Source organism: Sphingomonas sp. IBVSS2, from assembly GCF_002127225.1.
Taxonomy (GTDB): Bacteria; Pseudomonadota; Alphaproteobacteria; order Sphingomonadales; family Sphingomonadaceae; genus Sphingomonas.
On sequence record NZ_NFUR01000001.1, the window covers coordinates 367,996 to 390,336 of the forward strand.

At 67.2% G+C, this 22,341-nt stretch carries 23 protein-coding genes; 15 read left to right on the forward strand and 8 right to left on the reverse strand.

All coding sequences use genetic code 11. The features are described 5' to 3' along the window. Positions 1-79 precede the first annotated feature (79 nt). The 3 genes from CAP40_RS01670 to CAP40_RS01680 all read left to right on the forward strand — a co-directional run bounded on the left by CAP40_RS01670 (position 80) and on the right by CAP40_RS01680 (position 1,857). Positions 80-751 carry a glutathione S-transferase family protein gene (locus CAP40_RS01670; protein WP_086127617.1) on the forward strand — a complete coding sequence of 224 codons (672 nt, stop codon included), beginning with the start codon at positions 80-82 and terminating at the stop codon, positions 749-751. After that, positions 751-1,170 (forward strand): DUF4279 domain-containing protein, encoded by a 420-nt coding sequence (locus CAP40_RS01675; protein ID WP_086127618.1) that lies wholly within the window; start codon positions 751-753, stop codon positions 1,168-1,170. The genes CAP40_RS01670 and CAP40_RS01675 overlap by 1 nt, the downstream gene beginning before the upstream one ends. Positions 1,171-1,242: 72 nt before the next feature. Further along, positions 1,243-1,857 carry a YbhB/YbcL family Raf kinase inhibitor-like protein gene (locus CAP40_RS01680; protein ID WP_086127619.1) on the forward strand — a complete coding sequence of 205 codons (615 nt, stop codon included), beginning with the start codon at positions 1,243-1,245 and terminating at the stop codon, positions 1,855-1,857. 685 nt (positions 1,858-2,542) lie between these two features. Here CAP40_RS01680 and CAP40_RS01685 read toward each other — a convergent pair. The 3 genes from CAP40_RS01685 to CAP40_RS01695 form a co-directional block, all read right to left on the reverse strand. Then, the gene (locus CAP40_RS01685) at positions 2,543-3,481 is read right to left on the reverse strand and encodes a GGDEF domain-containing protein (RefSeq protein ID WP_306298538.1); all 939 of its coding nucleotides are present in this window, start codon (positions 3,479-3,481) and stop codon (positions 2,543-2,545) included. A 217-nt stretch (positions 3,482-3,698) separates the two neighbouring features. Beyond that, positions 3,699-4,244, reverse strand: a complete 546-nt coding sequence (locus CAP40_RS01690) for a peroxiredoxin (RefSeq protein WP_086127621.1) — start codon at positions 4,242-4,244, stop codon at positions 3,699-3,701. Positions 4,245-4,274: 30 nt separating this feature from the next. Beyond that, positions 4,275-5,339 carry a phospholipase A gene (locus CAP40_RS01695; RefSeq protein ID WP_086127622.1) on the reverse strand — a complete coding sequence of 355 codons (1,065 nt, stop codon included), beginning with the start codon at positions 5,337-5,339 and terminating at the stop codon, positions 4,275-4,277. A gap of 66 nt (positions 5,340-5,405) precedes the next feature. On the opposite strand from CAP40_RS01695, the gene hisN reads away from it, so the two are divergent. From hisN to CAP40_RS01740, 9 genes are all read left to right on the forward strand, one after another. Continuing rightward, positions 5,406-6,200, forward strand: coding sequence for a histidinol-phosphatase (gene hisN, locus CAP40_RS01700; RefSeq protein ID WP_086127623.1), 795 nt, complete (start codon positions 5,406-5,408; stop codon positions 6,198-6,200). A 191-nt stretch (positions 6,201-6,391) separates the two neighbouring features. Then, positions 6,392-6,595, forward strand: coding sequence for a 50S ribosomal protein L35 (gene rpmI / locus CAP40_RS01705; protein ID WP_078103280.1), 204 nt, complete (start codon positions 6,392-6,394; stop codon positions 6,593-6,595). Positions 6,596-6,609: 14 nt separating this feature from the next. Beyond that, positions 6,610-6,975: a 50S ribosomal protein L20 gene (rplT, locus tag CAP40_RS01710; protein ID WP_086127624.1), complete on the forward strand. Its 366-nt coding sequence runs from the start codon at positions 6,610-6,612 to the stop codon at positions 6,973-6,975. Positions 6,976-7,081: 106 nt separating this feature from the next. Then, on the forward strand, positions 7,082-8,182 hold the full coding sequence (gene pheS, locus CAP40_RS01715; RefSeq protein WP_086127625.1) for a phenylalanine--tRNA ligase subunit alpha: 1,101 nt from the start codon (positions 7,082-7,084) through the stop codon (positions 8,180-8,182). Further along, positions 8,179-10,602 carry a phenylalanine--tRNA ligase subunit beta gene (gene pheT, locus CAP40_RS01720; protein ID WP_086127626.1) on the forward strand — a complete coding sequence of 808 codons (2,424 nt, stop codon included), beginning with the start codon at positions 8,179-8,181 and terminating at the stop codon, positions 10,600-10,602. The genes pheS and pheT overlap by 4 nt, the downstream gene beginning before the upstream one ends. A gap of 71 nt (positions 10,603-10,673) precedes the next feature. Then, the gene (locus tag CAP40_RS01725) at positions 10,674-11,297 is read left to right on the forward strand and encodes a M35 family metallo-endopeptidase (RefSeq protein WP_086127627.1); all 624 of its coding nucleotides are present in this window, start codon (positions 10,674-10,676) and stop codon (positions 11,295-11,297) included. Between the two features lie 88 nt (positions 11,298-11,385). Beyond that, positions 11,386-12,120, forward strand: coding sequence for an SDR family NAD(P)-dependent oxidoreductase (locus tag CAP40_RS01730; RefSeq protein WP_086127628.1), 735 nt, complete (start codon positions 11,386-11,388; stop codon positions 12,118-12,120). Continuing rightward, positions 12,117-12,983 (forward strand): aldose 1-epimerase family protein, encoded by an 867-nt coding sequence (locus tag CAP40_RS01735; protein ID WP_086127629.1) that lies wholly within the window; start codon positions 12,117-12,119, stop codon positions 12,981-12,983. The genes CAP40_RS01730 and CAP40_RS01735 overlap by 4 nt, the downstream gene beginning before the upstream one ends. Positions 12,984-13,064: 81 nt before the next feature. Further along, positions 13,065-14,633, forward strand: coding sequence for a peptide chain release factor 3 (locus CAP40_RS01740; protein WP_086127630.1), 1,569 nt, complete (start codon positions 13,065-13,067; stop codon positions 14,631-14,633). A 391-nt stretch (positions 14,634-15,024) separates the two neighbouring features. Here CAP40_RS01740 and CAP40_RS01745 read toward each other — a convergent pair whose 3' ends face one another. After that, positions 15,025-16,293: an MFS transporter gene (locus tag CAP40_RS01745; protein ID WP_086127631.1), complete on the reverse strand. Its 1,269-nt coding sequence runs from the start codon at positions 16,291-16,293 to the stop codon at positions 15,025-15,027. Between the two features lie 75 nt (positions 16,294-16,368). After that, a complete protein-coding gene (locus CAP40_RS01750; RefSeq protein ID WP_086127632.1) occupies positions 16,369-18,744 on the reverse strand; it encodes a TonB-dependent receptor in 2,376 nt (791 codons plus the stop codon). Between the two features lie 136 nt (positions 18,745-18,880). Between CAP40_RS01750 and CAP40_RS01755 the strand changes: the two genes are divergently transcribed. Continuing rightward, positions 18,881-19,516 (forward strand): TetR/AcrR family transcriptional regulator, encoded by a 636-nt coding sequence (locus tag CAP40_RS01755; protein WP_256923971.1) that lies wholly within the window; start codon positions 18,881-18,883, stop codon positions 19,514-19,516. Positions 19,517-19,560: 44 nt separating this feature from the next. Then, positions 19,561-20,040 carry a hypothetical protein gene (locus tag CAP40_RS01760; RefSeq protein WP_086127634.1) on the forward strand — a complete coding sequence of 160 codons (480 nt, stop codon included), beginning with the start codon at positions 19,561-19,563 and terminating at the stop codon, positions 20,038-20,040. On the opposite strand, the gene CAP40_RS01765 is transcribed toward CAP40_RS01760, so the two are convergent. The 3 genes from CAP40_RS01765 to CAP40_RS01775 are packed head-to-tail and all read right to left on the reverse strand — an operon-like array spanning position 20,037 to position 21,614. Continuing rightward, entirely contained in the window at positions 20,037-20,555 is a 519-nt protein-coding gene (locus CAP40_RS01765) for an AAA family ATPase (RefSeq protein ID WP_086127635.1), read from the reverse strand. The two genes, CAP40_RS01760 and CAP40_RS01765, sit on opposite strands and share 4 nt — an antisense overlap. Position 20,556: 1 nt before the next feature. Then, positions 20,557-21,108, reverse strand: coding sequence for a DUF177 domain-containing protein (locus CAP40_RS01770; protein WP_086127636.1), 552 nt, complete (start codon positions 21,106-21,108; stop codon positions 20,557-20,559). Beyond that, entirely contained in the window at positions 21,105-21,614 is a 510-nt protein-coding gene (locus CAP40_RS01775) for a ubiquinol-cytochrome C chaperone family protein (RefSeq protein WP_086127637.1), read from the reverse strand. Before CAP40_RS01775 ends, CAP40_RS01770 begins: the two co-directional genes overlap by 4 nt. 135 nt (positions 21,615-21,749) lie before the next feature. Between CAP40_RS01775 and CAP40_RS01780 the strand changes: the two genes are divergently transcribed. Next, positions 21,750-22,235 (forward strand): outer membrane protein assembly factor BamE, encoded by a 486-nt coding sequence (locus CAP40_RS01780; protein WP_086127638.1) that lies wholly within the window; start codon positions 21,750-21,752, stop codon positions 22,233-22,235. The last annotated feature ends 106 nt before the right edge of the window (positions 22,236-22,341 follow it).

Below are 22,341 nucleotides of genomic sequence, written 5' to 3' on the forward strand. Positions count from 1 at the left end.
CGCGCTGCCGTGCGTCCCGGACGCAAGCCGCGCCCGCAAGCGCTTTACGCGGGCGCATCCCGAGTCCTAAAGCGAGCCGATGTGGCAGCTTTACCAATTCCCGCTCTGTCCCTTCTCGCGCAAGGTCCGGCTGTTGCTGGGCGAAAAAGGCGTGGGCTACGAGCCGGTGCGCGAATCGCCCTGGCTGCGGCGTGACGAGTTCCTCGACCTGAATCCCACCGGCCAGGTGCCGGTGATGGTCGATGACGAGCGCGGCGTCACGCTGATCGATTCGCAGGTGATCTGCGAGTTCTTCGAGGAAACGGTGAACAAGGCGCCGATGCTCAACGGCACCGCCACCGATCGCGCCGAGATCCGGCGCCTCGCCATCTGGTTCGACACCAATTTCTATGCGGAGATCACGGCGCCCCTGCTCCACGAGCGGATGCTGAAGCGCATCGTCTACAAGCAGTCGCCCGATGGCCAGGCCCTGCGCAATGCGATGAAGGCGGCGGTCAATCATCTCGACTATATCGACTATCTGCTCGATCACCGTACCTGGCTGGCAGGCCCGACGATGAGCCTCGCCGACCTTGCCGCCGCGGCGCAGATCTCGATCGCCGACTATCTGGGCGGGATCGACTGGAAGAGCCATGAACAGGCCAAGGGCTGGTACATCCGGATGAAGAGCCGCCCGAGCTTCCGCCCGCTGCTGAGCGAGCGGATGGAAGGGATCCCGCCGCCCGCCGATTACGAGAAGCTCGACCTTTAATGGCGGCGCTGCGCCGGACCGCCGCGCTGCTGGGCTTCTACGGGGATGATCTCGATCCGGAGGAACTGACCGCCGGACTGGCAAGCCCGCCGACTGTCGGCGTCCGCAAGGGCGGCATATGGCACACCTCGCTCGGCGCCGCGAAAATCGCGCCTACGGGTTCGTGGCGCATCGAGGCCGATCGTTGCTCCCCCGGCAATCTCGATGGGCAGATCCGCGCGCTGCTGGCACCGCTGACCGGTAATCTTGATATCTGGCGCGATTTCTCGACGCGGTTCGGCGGCCGGATCTTCGCGGGCCTTTTCCTCGCCGAATGGAATGAGGGGATGCGGCTGGAAGCGGGCACGCTGGCCCTGCTCGCCGAACGCGGGCTGTATCTCGATCTCGACATCTACGGCGCGGAGACCGCGGCGGAATGAAACTCCCGCCGCCGCCATGCGCTTTTCCCGCAAGGTCCTGATCGCTCCGATCGGGCAATCCTCGGGGTGCTTATGCTCGAACATCTTCCCCGCTGGCTCGGCAAGGCGCTGAGCCCGTTTCGCGCCGGAGCCGACAAGCTGGCGATCGTCCGGCCCGAACTGGCCGGCGAAGGCGTGATCCACCTCGCCAGCCCGGCCTTCGCCAATGGCGCGCGGCTGCCCGATCGCTTCACCGCCGACGGCGAGGGCAGTTCGCCGCCGCTCTTCTGGACCGGCGTGCCCGAAGGCACGGCGCGGCTGGTGCTGATCGTCGAGGATCCCGACGCGCCGACGCCGCAGCCGGTGGTGCATGCGATCGTCTGGGGCCTGCCGCTCGACGGCGACCTCAAGCAAGGCGAGATCGCGCCCGATGGCGAGGGCAATCCGGAAGGAGAGGATGTCGGCCGCAACAGCCGCTTCGTCGAGGGCTGGCTGCCGCCCGATCCGCCCAACGGGCATGGCGAGCATAGCTATGCCTTCCAGCTCTTCGCGCTGAGCGAAGGGGAGGATCCAGGCGAGAATCCGGGCCGCAGTGCCATCCTGCGCGCGATGGAAGGCCGGGTGATCGCCGCCGGGCTGCTTACCGGCACCTATTCGCGCGGCGAGGAGGCCCCGATCGGGCCGGTGGGAGCCGGTGCCGCCGCCTGATCCGGATCGGCATGGCGAGATGCGCCCGGCGAGAAGGATGGCCGGACCATGGGCCCGCGCACGGGCTGCGCGGCGCGGATGCGGCCGCCATTCGGGGTTGAACTTGGATTCTCGCGCTCATGTCCGGAGCGCGTCACGGATCTCTCGGCGGTTTCGGGTATCGCGGCATCCTCATGGAATGCCGGGGAAGCCGAGGGGGCGGGTCGAGGTTCCGCCGTGCGGGCCGCCGCCGGGCGGTCCGGCAGGGTTCAGCCGATGTGGCTGAAACCCTGCAGGCCGACCGTGGCGATCGTCATTGCGGTGATGGCGAAAGAGGCCAAACCGATCATCAGGCTACGCGTCATACTTATCCTCTCCATTCCGTGCTGGCCGCTGCGGGTCATGCGATCGGAACCACGGGCGAGGAGAAGAGCACGATGGCATAGGTGAGGACGACGGCGCCGATGACGGCAACGCTGTGCTGGAACGAGCTGATACGAACGGCCATGATAGTTACTCCCTGTATTTCCGGCTGCCGGACCATCCGGTGTTGCCGATGCCAGATGAATTGCAGGGAGCGTGCCAGTTTTCTAAGTGATTGATTTCATTGGGCACGAGTAAGAAAGTTACGCGTGGTTGGGAAATTTCACACCAAGCTATGGCGTAATTTCCCAATCAAAGGCGGACAGTCTCTGTCCGATTCCGGTCAATCGATGCGGATGCAGTTCCGGCCGCTATTCTTGGCGGCGTAGCAGAGCTGGTCGGCGCGGTGGAACACGGTGCCGAACACTTCGCCCGGGGCCGCCGGGCTGAGTCCCGCGGAGAAGGTGATCTCGCCCAGGGGAGCGTCGGTCTCGCGCAGGCGGTAGCGCTTGGCGGAAACGGCGATGCGGGCGCGATCGAGCACCTCGCGGGCGGCCCGGAGATCGAGTCCGGCGAACAGGACGACGAACTCCTCGCCGCCATAGCGCGCGACAAGGTGGCCCTTGCAGGTGTCGGACAGCGCTTCGCCGAGCGCCTTCAGCACCCGGTCGCCCACGACATGGCCGAACCGGTCGTTGACCGACTTGAAATGATCGACGTCGCACACGGCCATGGAGATCCGCGCGCCGGTCGAGGCCTGGGCGGCATAGGCTTCCTCGAAGGCGCGGCGATTGGGCAGGCCGGTCAGCGGGTCGCGACGGGCGTTGTCGCGCGCTTCCTCGAGCTTGGTGCGCAGCTCGCTGGCTTCGCGATTGGCGGTCTCGAGCCGCTCCTCGGCATTGCGGACCCGCTCGAGCATCGTCGCGGTGATGCGGGCGACCTCGATATCGTCGCCGCCCGAGCTGCGCATCGCCTGCGCGCTGGCGGCGAGGTCGCGGCCGAAATCCTTGGTCTCGGCGCGCATCGCGGTGACCATGTCCTGGAAGCCCTCGACCTGCATCTGGGTCTGGGCGACCAGCCCCTGGGCTTTCTCGAGCGTGGCGGTGGGCGTGCCGGCCACGGGCTGCACGTCGCAACCCAGCGTCTCGATGTCGCGCCGGGTGAGGCGGACACCGCCATCGGTCAACGCATGCACCGCCCGGGCGAGCGGGCCATCGGGATTGGCGAGGAGCTGATAGGCGAAGGCATAGTTGGCCGGATCGGGATCCAGCCGCTGGTCCACCAGAAACTCCCCGATGCGGTCGTACAGGCTACGTGCGGCCTGGGAACCGCTTGCCACCCGAACGGCCTTGGCCGCGACCATCTGCCTCAATTCCTCACCAGAAAATTGGTCCAGACGGTGCCGCCCCGCAGCACCGCCACGCCCTGCAGACTAGGGCCCAACTGCTAATATCCGGTGAGCAAAGCTTGCGGACTCGTGAAAATATCGGCGCCGGAGATCAGTGCTTGTGCGCTGCCCGATATTTCTGGACCGCTTCGAGCGAGAGCCGGATATGCCCCGCCGGGCTCATGTCCGAATGGACGAAGAGAACCTTGCCGTCGGGCGCGATCACATAGGAGGTGCGGCTGGTGATCTTGGTGGCGGTGCCGTCGGGCCTGGTCAGCTGGACGTCATAGGCCTTGACGATCTCGGGGCTCGCGGCGGCGACGGCGAATTTGCCGGCGCACTTCTCCGCCGAAAAGGCCTCGAGCTTGTCGATGTTGCCCGCGGTCATCCCGATCACGCTGGCGCCGGCCTTCTGGAAATCGGGCAGCGCCTCGGCAAAGGCATGCGCCTCGGCATTGCAACCCTCGGTGAAGGCGGCAGGGAAGAAATAGAGGACGACGGGCCCCTTTTTCAGCGCCGCCTTGAGGTTCACCGTGAAAGGCTTGCCCGCCATCGCGCCGGGCGCAGTGAAATCGGGGGCGCGCTGGCCGGCCTTGAGCGCGGCGGCGGCCGGCACGGCGAGCGACAGGGCGGCGGCGGCGATCAGCAATTTGCGCATGGCGATCCTCCTGAATGTGCTTGCCGGCGGCTAGCGCGTCAGCGCGATGCCGATCCGGGCATGGGTGTCGTTCCGGCGATAGTCGTCCAGTGCCTCGCCATAGCCGGTAAAGGCCTGACCGAAGATATAGAAGCCGACCCCCTTGGCAATCCGCGCCAGGGGGTAGGAGACGAACAATTCGGCCGCGCCCTTGCCCGTCTCGAAATTGCCGCGGCCGGTGAGCGAAAGCTTCAACCCGTCCTGCTGGCCGATCGCGGCGGTGAGGCTGGTATAGCCGAAATAATCCTTCACGTCCGGCGCGGTTCCGAGCCGGCCGAGATAGAACCAGGCCTGGGGCGCGACATCGAGATGCCAGTCGCCGCCCAGGTCGAAGCGCTTCTCGGCGCGCAGGAACACCCGGTTGAGATCGACCGAGTCGGCCACGCCGCGCCCGTTCGAATCGTGGCGATAGCCGAACGCGACCCTGGTGGTCTCGCCGACGGGAATGTCGGCATAGACTTCGGGGCTGTAATTGGTCGAGCGGAACGGACCCGAAGGCCGGTTCAGCGCCCAGAACATCGTCTGGGTATAGGCGAAGCGCAGATTGCCAAGCTTGAGCGGCGCCTTCTCGCCGAACGGGCGGAACGCGAAGCTCACCTGCAGCTTGCCGCCTGCATCCTTCAATCCGAAAGCGCCATAGATGGGCTCATGCGGCTCGAACCGGTCGACGAACGCCGCCGAGCTGCCGGTCGCGCTCTGCACCGCCGTCTCGCCCTCGGGGATCTCGGCAGCGGCATGCTGCTCGGTGGGCGGCACTGCGCGGCCGGCCAGGCCCACCGGCACGTAGCGCGCCTTGGCGAAACCGTGCGGCGCCACGGTCGGCAGCGGCCCGGGCGCGCGCTCGAGCACGAGCCTGGTTCCGTCCACCGCAGTGATCTCGATCTGGCGCGGACCGGCATCGGAGACGGGCAGATCGCCTTCGTTGATCAGGAACACTTCGACGCCGCGCAGCGCCTCGGCCTCCGAAGCCGGCTGGGCGGGTACGGCGCGCAGGCCCTGCGCCGCGGCGGGCGTGGCGGCGAGAAACGCGATCGGAATCAGCAGGCGGCGGCGCATCGGCGGGTGGAGTGGCAGGGCTTTGTGACCTTGGCGAGTCAAAATCTCGGGGCTAGGGCGTGTCGAATGCCCGTGACCACAGCCGATATCGCCCTCGCCGAACGCCTTGCCGATGCGGCGGGCGCGGCGATCCTCCCCTATTTCCGCGGCGCCCACGGCCTGGAGGCCAAGGACGACCAGTCCCCGGTCACGCTCGCCGATCGCGCCGCCGAGGAAGCGATGCGCAAGCTGATCATCGCGGAGCGCCCGATGGACGGCATCCAGGGCGAGGAGTTCGGCAGGCGCGAAGGGACGAGCGGGCGCCTGTGGGTGCTCGACCCGATCGACGGCACGCGCGCCTTCATCGCCGGCCGCCCGATCTTCGGCACGCTGATCGCCCTCGTCGAGGAAGGCTGGCCGCTGCTCGGCATCCTCGACCAGCCGGTGACGAAGGAGCGCTGGCTGGGCGTCATGGGGCGGCCGACCCTGTTCAACGGCAAGCCGGCCGCGACGCGACGCTGCCGCGACCTCGACCAGGCGATCCTCGCCACCACTTCGCCGGCGCTGTTCGGCGACGACCAACTCCATGCGTTCGAGCATCTCGACGGCGCGGTGATGAGCACGGTGCTGGGCGGCGACTGCTATAATTATGGCTGCGTCGCGAGCGGCTGGATGGACATCGTCGTCGAGGCGGGGCTCAAGCTGCACGACTTCGCCGCGCTGGTGCCGATCGTCGAGGGCGCGGGCGGGCGGATGTGCGACTGGCAGGGCGACCCCCTGCATGCCGGGAGCAACGGCGAAGTGATCGCCGCCGGCGACCCGGCGCGGATCGACGACATCCTCGAGGCGCTGGCCTGCCGGGGGCATGATCACGGCCATTGATCGGCGACTCGAAAGCTTGCGCCGCGGGACCCCGATTCTTCCCTCCCGTCCTTCGCCGATGGCCGATCTCCGACTCGGCTTGCACCGGCCGGGGCTTTGCGCTAGGGGGCCCGCTTTCCGCGATCGTAGGGATGCGCCGGCTGTATGGGCTGCCGCGCGTGTCCGCAATCGTCGAACTCAAGGAGACGAAAATGCCCAAGCTCAAGACGAAGAGCGGCGTGAAGAAGCGCTTCAAGCTCACCGCCACCGGCAAGGTGAAGCACGGTGTGGCCGGCAAGCGCCACCGGCTGATCAGCCACAACGCCAAGTATATCCGCCAGAACCGCGGCACCTCCGTGCTCGCCGATGCCGATGTCGCGCACATCAAGGCATGGGCGCCCTACGGTCTGAAGTAAGGAGGGCCTGACAAATGGCACGAGTTAAGCGTGGTGTTACCACCAAGGCCAAGCACAAGAACATTCTTGAGCAGGCAAAGGGCTATCGCGGTCGTCGCAAGAACACGATCCGCATCGCCCGTCAGGCCGTCGAAAAGGCCGGCCAGTACGCGTATCGCGACCGCAAGGTTAAGAAGCGGACCTTCCGTGGTCTGTGGATCCAGCGCATCAACGCCGGCGTCCGCGCCGAGGGCCTGACCTATTCGCAGTTCATGCACGGGCTCAAGCTCGCCGGCATCGAGCTGGACCGCAAGGTCCTGGCCGATATCGCGATGCATGAAGGCGAAGCCTTTACCGCCATCGTCGCGCAGGCGAAGGCGGCTCTGCCCCAGGCCGCCTGAACGGCCTGACGCGCGCACGAGAAAATGGGGCGCCGGTGGCAACACCGGCGCCCTTTTTCTTTGCCCCCGCCCCCGCTAGAGGCTCCCTCGACCAAATGAGGATTTGATGACGACCGATCTGGACCAGCTCCGCACCGACCTGCTCGGCGCGATCGACGCCGCGGCGGGGCTCGAACCGCTTGAGGCCGTGCGCGTGCATGCGCTCGGCAAGCAGGGGACGATCACCGGCCTGCTCAAGACCCTGGGCGGGATGAGCCCCGAGGCGCGCCAGGTCGAAGGGCCGCGCATCCATTCGCTGCGCGAAGCGGTGACCGAGGCGCTCGCCAGCCGCAAGGCCGGGCTGGAGAAGGCGGCGCTCGATGCGCGCCTCGCCAGCGAGACGATCGACATGACACTGCCGGTCGACAGCGTGCCCGCGGGCAGCGTGCACCCGGTCAGCCAGGTGATGGACGAGCTGGCCGAGATCTTCGCCGATCTGGGCTTCGCGGTCGCCACCGGTCCCGAGATCGAGGACGACTGGCACAATTTCACCGCGCTCAACATCCCCGAGACGCATCCGGCGCGGGCGATGCACGACACCTTCTATTTCCCGCGCGAGGCGGACGGCAGCCAGAAATACCTGCTGCGCACCCATACTTCGCCGGTGCAGATCCGCACCATGGTGGCGAACAAGCCGCCGATCCGGATCATCGCGCCGGGCCGCGTCTATCGCTCGGACAGCGACGCGACGCACACGCCGATGTTCCACCAGATCGAGGGCCTGGTGATCGACAAGGGGATCACGCTCGGCCACCTCAAATGGACGCTCGAGACCTTCCTCAAGGCATTCTTCGAGCGCGACGACATCGTGCTGCGGCTGCGCCCGAGCTATTTCCCGTTCACCGAGCCGAGCGCCGAGGTGGACGTCGGCTTCACCTGGCAGAACGGCAAGCGCGTGATCGGCGGCGATCCGCGCAAGTCGGACAATGGCGGCTGGATGGAAGTGCTCGGCTCCGGGATGGTCCACCGCAAGGTGATCGAGAGCTGCGGCCTCGATCCGGAGGAATGGCAGGGCTTCGCCTTCGGCACCGGCGTCGACCGGCTGGCGATGCTCAAATATGGGATGGACGATTTGCGCGCCTTCTTCGACGGCGATCTGCGCTGGCTCAAGCATTATGGCTTCTCGGCACTCGACGTGCCCACGCTGAGCGGGGGAGTGGGCGCATGAAGTTCACCCTGAGCTGGCTCAAGGAGCACCTGGATACCGAGGCTTCGCTGAACGACATCGAGGAGGCGCTGACTCGCGTCGGCCTCGAAGTGGAAGGCGTGGAGAATCCCGGCGAGAAGCTGAACGGCTTCCGCGTCGCCAAGGTGCTGACCGCCGAGCGGCATCCCCAGGCCGACAAGCTGCAGGTGCTGACCGTCGATACCGGCGAGCAGGTGCTGCAGGTCGTCTGCGGCGCGCCCAATGCGCGCGCGGGCCTGGTCGGCGTGCTCGGCACCCCGGGCGCGGTGGTGCCCGCGAACGGCATGGCGCTCAAGGTCGCCGCGGTGCGCGGGGTCGAATCGAACGGCATGATGTGCTCGACGCGCGAGCTCGAGCTGGGCGATGACCATGACGGCATCATCGAGCTGCCGGCCGATGCGCCGGTCGGCACGGCGTTCGCCGACTATGCCGATCTGAACGACCCGGTGTTCGACATCTCGATCACCCCGAACCGCCAGGACTGCATGGGCGTGCGCGGCATTGCGCGCGATCTCGCCGCGGCGGGCCTCGGCACGCTCAAGCCGCTCGACGCCGAGCCGGTGGCGGGCGAGGGGGCAGGCCCCGAAGTGAAGATCGAGGCGCCCGAGGGCTGCCCGGCCTATTATGGCCAGACCGTTTCGGGGGTCGCCAACGGCGCGTCGCCCGACTGGATGCAGCGCCGGCTGAAGGCGATCGGCCAGCGCCCGATCTCGGCGCTGGTCGATATCACCAACTATGTGATGATCGACCTGGGCCGCCCGCTGCACGTCTATGACAAGGCGAAGCTGTCGGGCGCGCTGACGGTGCGCAAGGCCAGGGCCGGCGAGCAGGTGCTGGCGCTCAACGAGAAGACCTATACGCTCGACGAGACCATCACCGTGATCGCCGACGCGAACGGCGTGCACGATATCGGCGGCATCATGGGCGGCGAGGACACCGGCGTGTCCGAGGCCACTACCGACGTCGTGATCGAATGCGCGTTCTTCGACCCGGACCATATCGCCCGCGCCGGCCAGAAGCTGAACCTGACCAGCGATGCCCGCTCACGCTTCGAGCGCGGCGTCGATCCGCAGTTCCTCGAGGACGGCATCGCGATCGCGACGCGGCTGGTGATCCAGCTGTGCGGCGGCAAGGCGAGCACCGTGACGCGCGCCGGCACGCTGCCCAAGGTGGGCGTGACCACCGGCTATGATCCCAGGCTCGCCGAGACGCTGGGCGGCCTTGCGGTGCCGGCCGCGCGGCAGGTCGAGATCCTCGAAAGCCTGGGCTTCACCGTCCAGCCGCTCGACGGCAATGGCGATCCTGTCGACCTCGATCGCGGCTTCGACATGCTGCGCGTCACCGCGCCGAGCTGGCGCCGCGACGTGGACGGTCCGGCCGACCTGGTCGAGGAAGTGATCCGCATCGAAGGCATCGACAATGTCCCCTCGACGCCGCTTTCGCGCGTGCCGGGCGTGGCCCGGCCGACCGCGACTCCCGAGCAGAAGCTCGAGCGCAAGCTGCGCCGCACCGCGGCGGCGCGCGGTCTCAACGAGGCGGTGACCTGGAGCTTCGTCTCCGAAGCCGAGGCGGCGCCGTTCGGCGGCGGCGCCTGGACGCTGGCCAATCCGATCAGCGAGGACATGAAGGTCATGCGCCCGTCGCTGCTGCCGGGCCTGCTGGGGGCTGCCGAGCGCAACCTCAAGCGCGGCGCGACTTCCGTGCGCCTGTTCGAGCTGGGCCGGCGCTATCTGGCGGACGGTGCCAAGAATCTCGATGAACGCGTGACGCTCGGCGTGCTGCTCGCGGGCGCCAGGACGCCGCGCGGCTGGCAGGGGGGCAAGGCCCAGCCCTTCACGGCGTTCGACGCCAAGGCCGAGGCGCTGGCGCTGCTCGAGGCCGCCGGCGCACCGGTGGCGAACCTGCAGGTGATGGGTGAGGCCGGCGACGTCTGGCACCCGGGCCAGTCGGCAACGCTGCGCCTGGGGCCGAAGACGGTGCTCGCGGCCTTCGGCATGGTCCACCCGAGCGTGCTCAAGGCGTTCGACCTCGACGGCGATGTCGCCGCGATCGAGCTCTATCTCGATGCGCTGCCCGCCAAGCGGGGCGGGGCCGGCTTCATGCGCACGGCCTATACGCCGCCCGCGCTCCAGGCCGTGACGCGCGACTTCGCCTTCCTGGTGCCGGACAGCCTCGCGGCGGGCGACCTCGTCCGCGCCGCGAAGAGCGCGGACAAGGCGGCGATCGTCGATGCCCGGCTGTTCGACGTCTTCACCGGCACCGGCGTGCCGGAGGGGCAGAAGAGCCTGGCCATCGAAGTCACGCTCCAGCCAGGCGAGAAAAGCTTCACCGATGAGGAACTGAAGGCGATCGCCGACAAGGTCGTCGCAGCGGCAGCAAAGTTGGGCGCGCACTTAAGGTAGTTCTCAGCATCATATGGCAGCAGATCAATAGCTATGCTATATTTTGTCTTCCGATAGCGTCGGGGGGCATCATGAAATCCTATCATTTCAAGAATGTTGGGCGGCAAGTATTTATATGCATTGCATCGGGGTGGATCTTGCTATCCGCCTCTGGAGGGAGTGCTCAGGCGCAGATCTTCGACTCCCCGCCCTGCGCCGGCGATGAGCTGGCGGCGGCCAATGCGGCCCTCAGCCAGGTCGGGCCCGTCCTGGACAAAGCGATAGCCGCCCTGAAGAATCCGAACGTGAGCGATGCTGCTTACATGGATGTATGGTTGGGGATAAAATCGCACCCCTCGCCAGCCGCAGACAATGTGATATCCATTCTGGAGCGATCCCGAGCTTTCGTTTCGGGAGTCAACTTTCGATGCGCGGTTAAGAGTACGACGCTTTATGCCCGTGTTCGTTCAACCGTTCCTTTTACGATAGATTTACATCGCGGATTCTTTATTGCGCTTCCGCATGGATATTCTTCCAGGCCGGGAATATTAATCCATGAAATGAGTCACTTTCTTTTGACGGGAGGCACTGCCGATCCTTCTACACGTTCGCTCTATGGTACAGAGCCTGCACGCGAACGGGCTTCGAAAGACCCCGCCGCGGCGCAGAGAAATGCCGAGAACATCGAGTATTTTGTCGAGTCGATTGCGCTCTAGCCGGTAAACTCGTTGCTGGAATTACTGGGGAGGCTACAGGAGGCAGACCAAGCCACATGGCGCCCAACCCGGACACGCAGAGACCCACATGCCCATCGCACTCATCACCGGCGCCACCGCAGGAATCGGCGAGGCATGCGTACATGCCTTTGCCGATGCGGGGTGGAATGTCGTCGCCACCGGCCGGCGCGAGGATCGGCTGGAAAAGCTCGCGCGCGACAATGTCCGCACGCTCGCCTTCGACATCCGCGACGAGGCGGCACGCGATGCAGCGCTGGATGGGCTGCCCGAGGGCTTTCGCGACATCGACCTGCTGGTGAACAATGCCGGGCTGGCGCTGGGCCTGGAGCCTGCGCAGCAGGCATCGCTCGCCAACTGGAGGACGATGATCGACACGAACGTCACCGCGCTCGTCTCGATCACGCACAAGCTGCTGCCCGGGCTGATCGCGCGCAAGGGAGCGATCATCAACCTCTCCTCGGTGGCGGCGACCTATCCCTATCCCGGCGGCAACGTCTATGCGGCGACCAAGGCGTTCGTCCGCCAGCTGAGCCTGGACCTGCGCGCGGACCTGCACGGCACCGGGGTGCGCGTCACTTCGATCGAGCCGGGCATGGTCGAGACCGAGTTCACGCTGGTGCGCACCGGCAGCCAGGACGTATCGGACAAGCTCTATGCCGGGGTCAACCCGATGACCGCCGAGGACATCGCCGAGACCATCCTGTGGGTCGCAACGCTGCCGCCGCACCTCAACGTCAATGCGCTCGAGCTGATGCCGGTCAACCAGAGCTGGCAGGGCTTTGCCGTGCACCGCGAGTCATGATCGAGATCGGCTCCGAGGCGCTCAACGCCGTCATCAACCCGCTGGGCGCGGAGCTCTGGTCGCTGCGCGACGCGGGCGGCCGCGCGCTGATGACCGATGCCGACCCCGCCTTCTGGTCCGGGCGGGCGCCGCTGCTCTTCCCGATCATCGGGCGGCTGATGGACGACAGATACCGGCTGGACGGCAAGGAATATGCACTGCCCCAGCACGGCTTCGCCCGGCGCCAGACCTTCGCGCTGATCGACCAGGCGCCGGACCGGGCGGTGCTGCGGCTGATCGACAATGCCGAGACGCGCGCCGTCTATCCCTTCGCCTTCGCGCTCGATGCCGCATTCTCGCTGCGGGGCGCCACGCTCGCGATGGACGTCACCGTCACCAATACCGGCGATGTCGCCATGCCGGCGAGCTTCGGCTTCCACCCCGCCTTTGCCTGGCCGCTCCCCTATGGCGCGGCAAAGGCGGCGCACCGGATCACCTTCGCCGAGGACGAGCCGGGCCAGCTGGCGGCGATCGTCAAGGGCGGCTGGATGGATGCCGATGGCTGGGAAAGCCCGGTCGAGGGGCGCGTGCTCGCGCTGCACGACGCATTGTTCGAGCGCGATGCGCTGGTATGGAATCCGGTACGCAGCCAGTCGCTCGCCTATGGCGCCGAGGGCGGGCCGCAGCTGGTCTGCGATTTCCCCGATACGCCGGCGCTGGGCCTGTGGATGAAGCCGGGCGCGCGCTATCTGTGCATCGAGCCCTGGCACGGCATCGCCGACCCCTATGGTTTCGACGGCGAGATCTGGGACAAGCCGCTGATGCAGCGCTATGCGCCGGGTGAATCGAAGACCTTCACGATGCGGGTGACGCTAGCCCGTTGACTCGCTTCTTCCCGCCGGCGCATCGCGGGCGCGAAAACCGGTTCCCACTTTTCGCTGCGATGCTCTAAAGCGCCCGCCACCATGCCAGTTTCCGACCGCCGTACCTTCGCCATCATCTCGCACCCCGACGCGGGCAAGACCACGCTCACCGAAAAGCTGCTGCTGTTCGGCGGCGCGATCCATCTTGCCGGCGAAGTGAAGGCACGCGGCGCCGCCCGGCGCGCACGGTCGGACTGGATGAAGATCGAGCAGCAGCGCGGCATCTCGGTCACCAGCTCGGTGATGACCTTCGAGCGGGGTGGCATCACCTTCAACCTGCTCGACACGCCGGGCCACGAGGATTTCTCGGAAGATACCTATCGCACGCTCACCGCGGTCGATTCGGCGGTGATGGTGATCGACGTGGCCAAGGGCATCGAGAGCCAGACCCGGAAGCTGTTCGAGGTCTGCCGCCTGCGCAACGTGCCGATCATCACCTTCGTCAACAAGGTGGACCGCGAAGGCCGCCATGTGTTCGAGACGCTCGACGAGATCGCCGACCTGCTCGCGCTCGACGTGTGCCCGATGACCTGGCCGGTGGGCATGGGCGGCACCTTCGAGGGCATTTTCGACCTGGCCACCAACCGCCTGTTGCTGCCCGAGGGCGACAGCCGCGAATTCCACGGCAAGGTGGTCCAGACCAGCGGCCTCGACGATCCGCAGCTCGACGCGATCCTCTCGGCCGAGAACCTCGCCAGGCTGCGCGAGGATGTCGAGCTGGCCCAGGCCGGCTATCCGGCGTTCGATGCCGAGGCCTATCGGCACGGCGACCTGACCCCGGTCTATTTCGGCTCGGCGCTGAAGGAATTCGGCGTCGATTCGCTGATCGACGCGATCGCCACCCATGCGCCGCCGCCGCACGCGCTGCCCGCCGAGCCGGCGCCGGTCTCGCCCGATGCGGGGCAGGTCACGGGCTTCGTGTTCAAGGTCCAGGCCAATATGGACCCCAATCACCGCGACCGCATCGCGTTCATGCGGCTCGTCTCGGGCACCTTCAAGCGCGGCATGAAGCTGACGCCGACCGGGCACGGCAAGGCGATCGCGATCCACTCGCCGATCCTGTTCTTCGCCCGCGAGCGCGAGCTGGCCGACGAGGCCTTCCCCGGCGACATCATCGGCATCCCCAATCACGGCGTGCTGCGCGTCGGCGACACGCTGTCCGAGAAGGCGGACGTGCGCTTCACCGGCCTGCCCAATTTCGCGCCGGAGATCCTGCGCCGGGTGGTGCTCAAGGATCCGACCAAGACCAAGCAGCTGCGCAAGGCGCTGGACGACATGGCCGAGGAAGGGGTGACCCAGGTCTTCTATCCCGAGATCGGCTCGAACTGGGTGATCGGCGTGGTGGGGCAGCTGCAGCTGGACGTGCTGATCAGCCGGCTCGAGGCCGAGTACAAGGTGGCAGCCGGACTGGAAGTCGCGCCGTTCGAGACCGCGCGCTGGATCTCGGCCGAGGATCCCAAGGACCTGGCCGACTTCGTCGCGCTCAACCGCGGCGCCATGGCCAAGGATCGCGACGACAACCCGGTGTTCATGGCCAAGTCGAGCTGGGAAGTCGGCTATGTCGCCGATCGCTATCCCAAGGTGAAGTTCGCCGCGACGCGCGAGCGCTGATCGCGGGCATCCGCGGGTGGCCGGGCGGTCCCATCCCCGCCCGGCCGTCCCGGAAAGGCATCCTTTCGGAACGCATTTGCAGAATCGTGCAAATCCGTAATTTGCGCGATTCCGGAATCCGCCGAGTCGGGAAACTACCTAGGTGGCGGCGCTTCCAGGGCCAATCGGCATGCAGGCCAAGGGTGTGGCTTGGCGGGCCGGAACAGTTCGAGCCAACCTCCTTCGTCACCCTGAACTTGTTTCAGGGTCCAACGTGCCACCGGCGATATCGCTGGTGGAGAATTGGATGCTGAAACAAGTTCAGCATGACGGAAGAGGGAGAGGCTTCGACATACAACTTCCTTCCCTCGCCACCAGGCGCGGAAGGGACGGAGCTGAATGTCGATCCGTCCTAGTCGACCCAGCCCTTGCGCACGTGCCGGGCCGCGAGCAGCGCGAGGATGCCGGCCAGCACATAGAAGCCGAGGCAGAACACCGCGCCATAGCGCAGCGCGTCGGCCCCGTAGCTCGCCTTCAGCTCCTCGGACAGGAAGCCCATCAACAGCGGGCCCAGGCCCATGCCGATCAGGTTGTTGATCAGCAGGAAGCTGCCCGAGGCGGTGGCACGCATATGCTGGGGCACGAGGTGCTGGACGGCGGTGGTCACCGGGCCGAGCCACAGGATGTTGAGCCCGTTGGGGATCAGCAGCAGCGGCCAGGCGATCCAGGGGTTGGACGTGAGGAAGCCGACCGCGAAGAGCGGCGCGGTGAGCAGCCAGGCGATGGCCGGCAGCCAGGCGTACCAGGCGCGGTCGCCCTTGCCGAGCCGGTCGGCGAACCAGCCGCCGGCGAACACGCCCGCGGTGCCGCCGATCAGCAGCAGCGAGGCCATGAACTGGCCGGTCGCCACCAGGTCGAAGCCGAAATTGCCCATCAGCACCAGCGGCGTCCACAGCGCCAGGCCATAGCCGCACAGCGAGCTGCACGAGGCGCCGAAGGCAAGCAGCCAGAAGGCGGGCTTGCCGGCCAGGATGCCGAACACCGCGCTCACGGGCGCACCGGCCGCGGCGCCTTGCCCGGCGGGCGCGCGCGGAACGTCGCGGACCACCCAGCGGAAGATCGGGGCGATCACCAGGCCGATCGCGCCCATGGTGATGAACGCCGCGCGCCAGTTCACCAGCGCGGCGATATAAGCGCCGAGCAACGTACCGAGCGCCAGCCCGATCGGGATGCCGAGCGAATAGATGGCCAGCGCGCGGGCGCGCCGCTCGGGCGGGAAATAGTCGGAGATCACCGCATAGGATGGCGCTACGCCCCCCGCCTCGCCGACGCCGACACCCAGGCGGAACAGGAAGAGCTGCCAATAGCCGGTGGCGATGCCGCACAGCCCGGTGAACGCACTCCACACCGCCAGCGCGCCGGCGATCACGCCCGACCGGCTGGTCCGGTCGGCGAGATAGGCGAGCGGCACGCCGAGCACCGAATAGAGGATCGCGAAGGCCAGCCCCCCGATCGCGCCGAACTCGGTCTTGGTGAGGTGGAGGTCCTCCATGATCGGCTTGGCAAGGATGCCCAGTATCTGCCGGTCGAGGAAGTTGAAGGTGTAGACGAGCAGGAGCATCGCCAGCACGACGCCGCGATAGCCGGGACGGCTCGCGGGGTTTGAAGCGGAAGCGTTCATGGCAGCATCTCGGCAAGAAAAGAGCCGGACGTCAATGGGACGCCCGGCTCCTTGGGTTCACGGATCGCGCGGCGCTCAGAACTTGACGCTGAACGAGCCGAAGATCTGGCGCGGATTGCCGTAAAAGGCCGTCGCCACGCCTTCCTTGCCCAGCGTCGGCACATAGCCGGTGCCGTTGGTGATGACGTTGCCCGGGATGGTCCCGTCGAGCGGCTGCCCGGCGAGGTTGGCCTTGATATACTGATAGCCGGCGGTCTTGTAGTGTACGTTGGTCAGGTTCTTGCCGTGGATGCCGATCGAATAGCGCCCGCCGCCGAAATTATAGACCAGGTGCGCGTCGAGCAGCGTGTAGCCCGGCTGGTCGAGGAACGGGCTGGCCGTCTCGAACTGATGGGTCAGGCTGCGATACGACACGGTGGTGGTGGCGTTGAGGTCGCCGCTGCCGATCGGCAGCGCCGCGCCGAGCGTGCCGGCCAGCGTCCAGTTCGGCGTGTTCTGGAACACGCGGACATTGGCGACATCGGTGCCGGTCGGCCCGATGAAGCGCTTGTACTTGGCGTCGATATAGCCGAGCGCGCCGTTGAAGAAGACGCTCGAGCCCGGGCCAGCAAAGCCGCGCGCCAGCACGGCGTTGGTCTCGAGCTCCACGCCCTTGATGTCGGCCTTGGCGGCATTGGTGGTGATGCCGCAGAAGCTCTGGACATTGTTGATCAGGCAGCCGACCGAGCCCGGGATCTGGACGTTCGAATAGTCCGAATAGAAGCCGGCGAGCGACCAGTTCAGGCGGCGATCGAACGCGGCGCCCTTCCAGCCCACCTCATAGCTCTTCACCGTCTCCGGATCGAAGGAGAGGTAGTTGTAGATGTCCTGATAGGTGCGGCCGGCCGCCGGATTGCTGATCGGCGCCGACGTGCCCGAGCCGCGCGGATCGAAGCCGCCGCCCTTGAAGCCTTCGGAATAGGACGCATAGACCATGTGGTCGGCGCTCGGCTTGAAGCTGAGCGTGGCGCGCGGGGTGAAGCGCTTGAAATTGGCGGTGCCGCGGAAATCGGTGGACGGCGCGCCGACCGGGATCGGCGTGCCGCCAAAGTCCGGGGTCAGGCCGAAATAGCTCGCCTTGAAGACATAGCTCCGGCGCTGGTCCCAGGTGTAGCGGCCGCCGAGCGTGAGGCTCAGCTGCGGCGTGAAATCAAAGGTGAAATCGCCATAGATCGAGCTGGTCTCGGTGCGCACATCGCCGGCGGTATAGGCGTTGAACCCGGGCAGGGTGGTCGACAGCAGCACGCCGAAGCCGGTCGTCGCCTTGGCGCCCAGATAATAGAAGCCCACGATGCCGTTGAGCTTGCCACCATGGATCAGCGCCTGGAATTCCTGGCTGGTCTGGTTGTTCTTGTAATAGGCCGGCACGTCGACATCGACCGAGGGCGTCGAATCGAAGTCGATCGGCGTGTACGACGTGTCCTCGCGATAGGCGCTGATGCTGCGCAGCGTGATCAGCTCGCTGACTTCGGCGTTGACCGTCATCGAGATGCCGCCCGCCTGGACGTCGTTCTTCGGGCTGTTGAGCCCGGCATTGGTGTCGAACACGTTGCTCAGCACCGGCGAGCCGGTGAGCAGGCCCGGGATCAGGCGATGGCCGTTGCGGGGGTTCGACTTGTCATGGGTATAGTCGCCGGTGATCCGCACCGACATCTTCTCGTCGGGCGTCTCGAACTCCAGCGTGGCGCGGCCGGCCCAGACGTTCTTGTTGTAATTGTCGATCCCGAGATTGCGGTTCCTGCCGAAGCCGTCACGGGTGAGGCGGGCGCCCGAGATGCCGAGCTTGAACATCGAGCCGATCGGCGTGGAGGCGCTGACGATCACATCGGCCTGGTTGTACGAGCCGTAATTGCCCTTGACCGTCATCGTCGGACGATCCGCGAGCTTCTTGGTGACGTATTTCACCGCGCCGCCGATCGTGTTGCGGCCGTAGAGCGTGCCCTGCGGGCCGCGCAGCACTTCGATCCGCTCGACGTCGTAGATGTCGAGCACCGCCGCCTGGGGGCGGTTCAGATAGACGTCGTCGAGATAGATGCCGATGCCCGCCTCGAAGCCCGGCACCGGATCCTGCTGGCCGACGCCGCGGATGAAGGCGGCGAGCGTCGAGTTGGTGCCGCGCGCATCCTTGAGCGTGGTGTTGGGCGAGGCGATCTGCAGATCGGTAAGGTCGATCGCGCCGGCCTGTTCGAGCTGGGCCGAAGTGAGCGCGGTCACCGCGGTCGGCACGTCGAGCAGCTTCTCCTCGCGGCGGCGGGCGGTGACGACGATTTCGCCCGTGTTGTCGAGTGCGCTATCCTGCGCTTCGGGCGCGGCCGGCGCAGCGGCTTCCTGCGCGAATGCGGGCGTGGTGGCGATTGCCGCGAGGGCAGCGCCCGCGAACAGAATCGAACGGGCACTATTCAGGCGTGACATCCAGATTTCCTCCCCATCGGTCGAACCCGTTCTTGAACGCGGGTTGTAAGTGTTCGCTCGACGCTATACTGAAACCTGAACCGGGTTTCAACTTGGATAAACGGGAAGAGGGACCAGAATGGCAAGGGGGCGTGGCATGAGCGCCACAGCACCGGATCTGGGCGGCGGCGAAGCGAGTGCGGGCAAGGAGCCGCGCACGGCACGCGGGCGGCGAACGCTGCGCCTGATCCTGGACGCGGCGGCGGAGGAATTCGGCGCCAAGGGATTCCACGAAGGATCGATCAGCGGCATCACGCGCCGCGCCGGCGTCGCGCTGGGCAGCTTCTACACCTATTTCGATTCGAAGGACGACGTGTTCCGCGCGCTGGTGCGCGACATGAGCGAGCAGGTGCGCGAGCATGTGGCCCCGGCGATCAAAGGGGCGACCGGCGGCCAGATCGCGGCCGAGCAGGCGGCACTGCTCGCCTTCATCCGCTTCGCCCGCGCGCACAAGGAGATCTACCGGATCATCGACGAGGCCGAGTTCGTCGATCCCGAGAGCTTCCGCATGCATTATGCGACCACCGCCGAGCGCATCGCCAAGCGCCTTCAGGCGGCGGCGGCGCGCGGCGAGGTGCGCGAGGACGTGAACGAGATCCATGCCTGGGCGATCATGGGCATGAACGTGTTCCTGGGCCTGCGCTACAGCGTCTGGCAGGAGGACGTCGATCCCGAGGCGATCGCGCAGACCGTCGCGGCGATGCTGACGCGCGGAATCGGGACGGAGCGATAGCCCGCGCCATTGCGGCCCGCGCCGCGCTGCCGCATCTTGGGGCCATGGATTTCAGCGACTGGCATGTGGCGCGGGCAAGGGCGCTGTTCTCGGTGCTGGCGGAACGGCACGGCCTGCGCATGCGCGGCGCCGATGCCGGCCCTGACTATCTCGAGCTCGAGCTGCCGGTGCAATATGGGCTGCGCATCGCGCTGAAGCTGGTCTGGGCGCGCGACATGCTGATGATCCGCAGCGACCTGTTCACTGCCCAGTTCCACCTCGATGCCGATCCCGAGGCGGAGACCAGCTTCGTCGAAACGCTGGACGGGCTGGTGACCGGCGCCGTCCGCCTCCACCTCTTCTACTGGCCCCGCGCCACCCGCCCGTACAAGACGCTGCTCCAGCGCGCCGAGGGTCAGGGCGAGGATGCCGCATGGCGGACCGTCTATACCTGGTTCCGCTGGCTGCCCTGGTCTCCCATCGCGCGCGAGGAAGTGTTCGTGAACAGCCGCGCGCCGCATCTCCACGTGGTCGGGCACGCCTAGAGGCCCTGGCCCTCCAGCCGCGCGAGCACGAAATCGGCACGCGCCTCGACGGCGATCTTCGGCAGCCGCTCGACCGCATAGCCGAAGCCGGGCCAGGCGGCCTCGAGCCGCGCATATTCCGCCAGCGCTTCGTCCATGCCGTGGCGGCGGGCCTCGTCGACGACATGGATCTCGGGCCAGGGCGGGGCGAGGAAGACCCGGTCGTAGCGATTCGCGGGGTCGACGGGCGCCGCCTCGCCGGTCGCATGTCCGAAGGCGACCACCGCGTCGATCAGCCCGCGATCGAAGAACACCGGCCCGGGCAGCCGCGCGGACGCGTCCAGATCGGCGAGCGCCAGCGCGATCGCGCGGCGCGCGAAACCCGCGGGATCGTCCCATGGCATCGGGCCGCCCGCCGCGACGATCCGCCGCCCGGGCTCGGCGATGGTGGCGAAGCCGCGCCGGGCGAGCGCGTCGAGCAGGGTGGACTTGCCGCCGCCCGAGCAGCCCGAGATGGCGATGCGGCGGGCCCGCACGTCAGCCCTTGCCGAGCTGGTCCCTGAGGCCGGCAAGCCCGCCGAACGGGCCGCTCTCCTCGGCGAGGCGCTTCGCTTCCTCCTCGCTGATCACGCCGGCGTCGCGCAGCGCCGCTTCCGCGGCCGGGCTGCGCGGATACGGATCGAGGGCCAGCGCCAGCGTCTCCGCGGCGGCCTCGCCCAGGTCGATCGCGCCCCCCGAATAGAAGACGATGTCGCACGCATCCTCGCTGAGCTCGATCTCCTCGTCGCCGCCCTCGCCTTCGGTCTCGGGCAGGAAGCGGATCGCGAAATCCTCCTCGATCGCCGCGGGTACCGGATCGTCGGTGATTACGCAGGCCTGGACGACGCGCGCGGAGAGATGGCCGGTGGCGACGATCCCCTGCACGTCGCGGCGGATGCGATAATCGGCGGCCAGGCTGTCGATCGCCTTGAGGCCGAAGCGCGCGGCCAGGGCGGCGCGCTCGCCCGGCTCGGCAGCGACATGGACCTGGCTCTCGCCGGCGCCGATCGTGTCGAGCCGCTGCGGCCGGTTGAATTCGTTCTGGATCATGCGAGCTCTCCCGCAAGCAGTGCGGCCGCCGGTTCCCCGGCCAGCCTGGCATGGAAGGCCCGGAGCGCGGTCTCGACATGGGCGAGCGCTTCCGGCGCCGGCACCTCGCCGCGATAGAGGTTGCGCACCAGCGCCTCGCCGAACGTGCCGGCCGCCAGCGCATCGCGATAGGCGCCGAGCCGGCCGCCCAGCATCCCCATCATCTTGCCGACATGCTTGCCGACGACGATGTCGCCGATGCCGATCTGGCGCAGCTGCCCGTCCATGTCGTCGATGAACACTTCGGTGAGCTGGGTGCTGAACGGAATCGCCTGCGGATCCTGTTCCAGCCGGAGCAGGACGAGGCTCATCACCGCGGCGATCATGTCGAAGCGGCCGTCGATCGTGTCGGGCACTCCGCCCGCTTCGTACCAATGGGCCTCGCGGCCGCGCGCGACGATCGCGGCGTAGAGAATCGGGGCGGCGCCGCGATCGGGAGCCTGGAAGAGCCGCTTGAGCAAGCGCATGTGCCGGTTCGGTTCCTGCAATATGGGGGCGCGACCTTGTTTGGCCGCATTTTGCCGCATATTGAGGCGAACGGCCCGCGATGCAATGCAACCGAATGCATCGGGACGCCGGTATGCGTTTGCCTGGAGACCATAATGCCGATTCCCGCCCGCGCGCTTGGCGCCGCCCTGCTGGCAGCCGCGCTTGGCACCACCGCCTGCGTGCCGGTCCGCACGCACCAGGGCTATATCATCGACAAGGAACTGGTCGATTCGGTGCAGCCCGGCATCGACACGCGCGAATCGGTGCTCCAGACGCTGGGCCGCCCGACCTTCACCAGCCAGTTCAACGAAGGCGAGTGGTATTACATCTCCCGCCAGAGCGCGAACCTCGGCTATCAGAGCCTCAAGGCCAAGGACCAGACGACGCTGCGGGTCAGCTTCGACGCCAAGGGCAATGTCGTCGCGGTCGACCGGATGGGCAAGGACCTGATCGCCTCGGTCGATCCCTATGGCAAGACCACGCCGACGCTGGGCCACAAGCGCGGCTTCTTCGAGGATCTGTTCGGCAATATCGGCACGGTCGGTGCGCCGGGCACCGGCGGCCCGGGCGGCGGTGGCGGCGGCGGCAACGGCCCCTAGTCGCGGCCCGGCTTCGGCCCGGACGGGCTGAACAATAGCCAAGTCATTGATCGGAAAGCGGCTTCGGCCGCGCCGCCTTTCGGGCCGCGCGGCCGGTGCCGGTGGG

What these genes read in the sequence shown, in the direction of transcription:
- CAP40_RS01670 (WP_086127617.1), top strand. Translation starts at nt 80, where the DNA reads ATGTGGCAGCTTTACCAATTCCCGCTCTGTCCCTTCTCGCGCAAGGTC.
- CAP40_RS01675 (WP_086127618.1), top strand. Translation starts at nt 751, where the DNA reads ATGGCGGCGCTGCGCCGGACCGCCGCGCTGCTGGGCTTCTACGGGGAT.
- CAP40_RS01680 (WP_086127619.1), top strand. Translation starts at nt 1,243, where the DNA reads ATGCTCGAACATCTTCCCCGCTGGCTCGGCAAGGCGCTGAGCCCGTTT.
- CAP40_RS01690 (WP_086127621.1), bottom strand. Translation starts at nt 4,244, where the DNA reads ATGCGCAAATTGCTGATCGCCGCCGCCGCCCTGTCGCTCGCCGTGCCG.
- CAP40_RS01695 (WP_086127622.1), bottom strand. Translation starts at nt 5,339, where the DNA reads ATGCGCCGCCGCCTGCTGATTCCGATCGCGTTTCTCGCCGCCACGCCC.
- hisN (WP_086127623.1), top strand. Translation starts at nt 5,406, where the DNA reads ATGCCCGTGACCACAGCCGATATCGCCCTCGCCGAACGCCTTGCCGAT.
- rpmI (WP_078103280.1), top strand. Translation starts at nt 6,392, where the DNA reads ATGCCCAAGCTCAAGACGAAGAGCGGCGTGAAGAAGCGCTTCAAGCTC.
- rplT (WP_086127624.1), top strand. Translation starts at nt 6,610, where the DNA reads ATGGCACGAGTTAAGCGTGGTGTTACCACCAAGGCCAAGCACAAGAAC.
- pheS (WP_086127625.1), top strand. Translation starts at nt 7,082, where the DNA reads ATGACGACCGATCTGGACCAGCTCCGCACCGACCTGCTCGGCGCGATC.
- pheT (WP_086127626.1), top strand. Translation starts at nt 8,179, where the DNA reads ATGAAGTTCACCCTGAGCTGGCTCAAGGAGCACCTGGATACCGAGGCT.
- CAP40_RS01725 (WP_086127627.1), top strand. Translation starts at nt 10,674, where the DNA reads ATGAAATCCTATCATTTCAAGAATGTTGGGCGGCAAGTATTTATATGC.
- CAP40_RS01730 (WP_086127628.1), top strand. Translation starts at nt 11,386, where the DNA reads ATGCCCATCGCACTCATCACCGGCGCCACCGCAGGAATCGGCGAGGCA.
- CAP40_RS01735 (WP_086127629.1), top strand. Translation starts at nt 12,117, where the DNA reads ATGATCGAGATCGGCTCCGAGGCGCTCAACGCCGTCATCAACCCGCTG.
- CAP40_RS01740 (WP_086127630.1), top strand. Translation starts at nt 13,065, where the DNA reads ATGCCAGTTTCCGACCGCCGTACCTTCGCCATCATCTCGCACCCCGAC.
- CAP40_RS01745 (WP_086127631.1), bottom strand. Translation starts at nt 16,293, where the DNA reads ATGAACGCTTCCGCTTCAAACCCCGCGAGCCGTCCCGGCTATCGCGGC.
- CAP40_RS01750 (WP_086127632.1), bottom strand. Translation starts at nt 18,744, where the DNA reads ATGTCACGCCTGAATAGTGCCCGTTCGATTCTGTTCGCGGGCGCTGCC.
- CAP40_RS01755 (WP_256923971.1), top strand. Translation starts at nt 18,881, where the DNA reads ATGAGCGCCACAGCACCGGATCTGGGCGGCGGCGAAGCGAGTGCGGGC.
- CAP40_RS01760 (WP_086127634.1), top strand. Translation starts at nt 19,561, where the DNA reads ATGGATTTCAGCGACTGGCATGTGGCGCGGGCAAGGGCGCTGTTCTCG.
- CAP40_RS01770 (WP_086127636.1), bottom strand. Translation starts at nt 21,108, where the DNA reads ATGATCCAGAACGAATTCAACCGGCCGCAGCGGCTCGACACGATCGGC.
- CAP40_RS01775 (WP_086127637.1), bottom strand. Translation starts at nt 21,614, where the DNA reads ATGCGCTTGCTCAAGCGGCTCTTCCAGGCTCCCGATCGCGGCGCCGCC.
- CAP40_RS01780 (WP_086127638.1), top strand. Translation starts at nt 21,750, where the DNA reads ATGCCGATTCCCGCCCGCGCGCTTGGCGCCGCCCTGCTGGCAGCCGCG.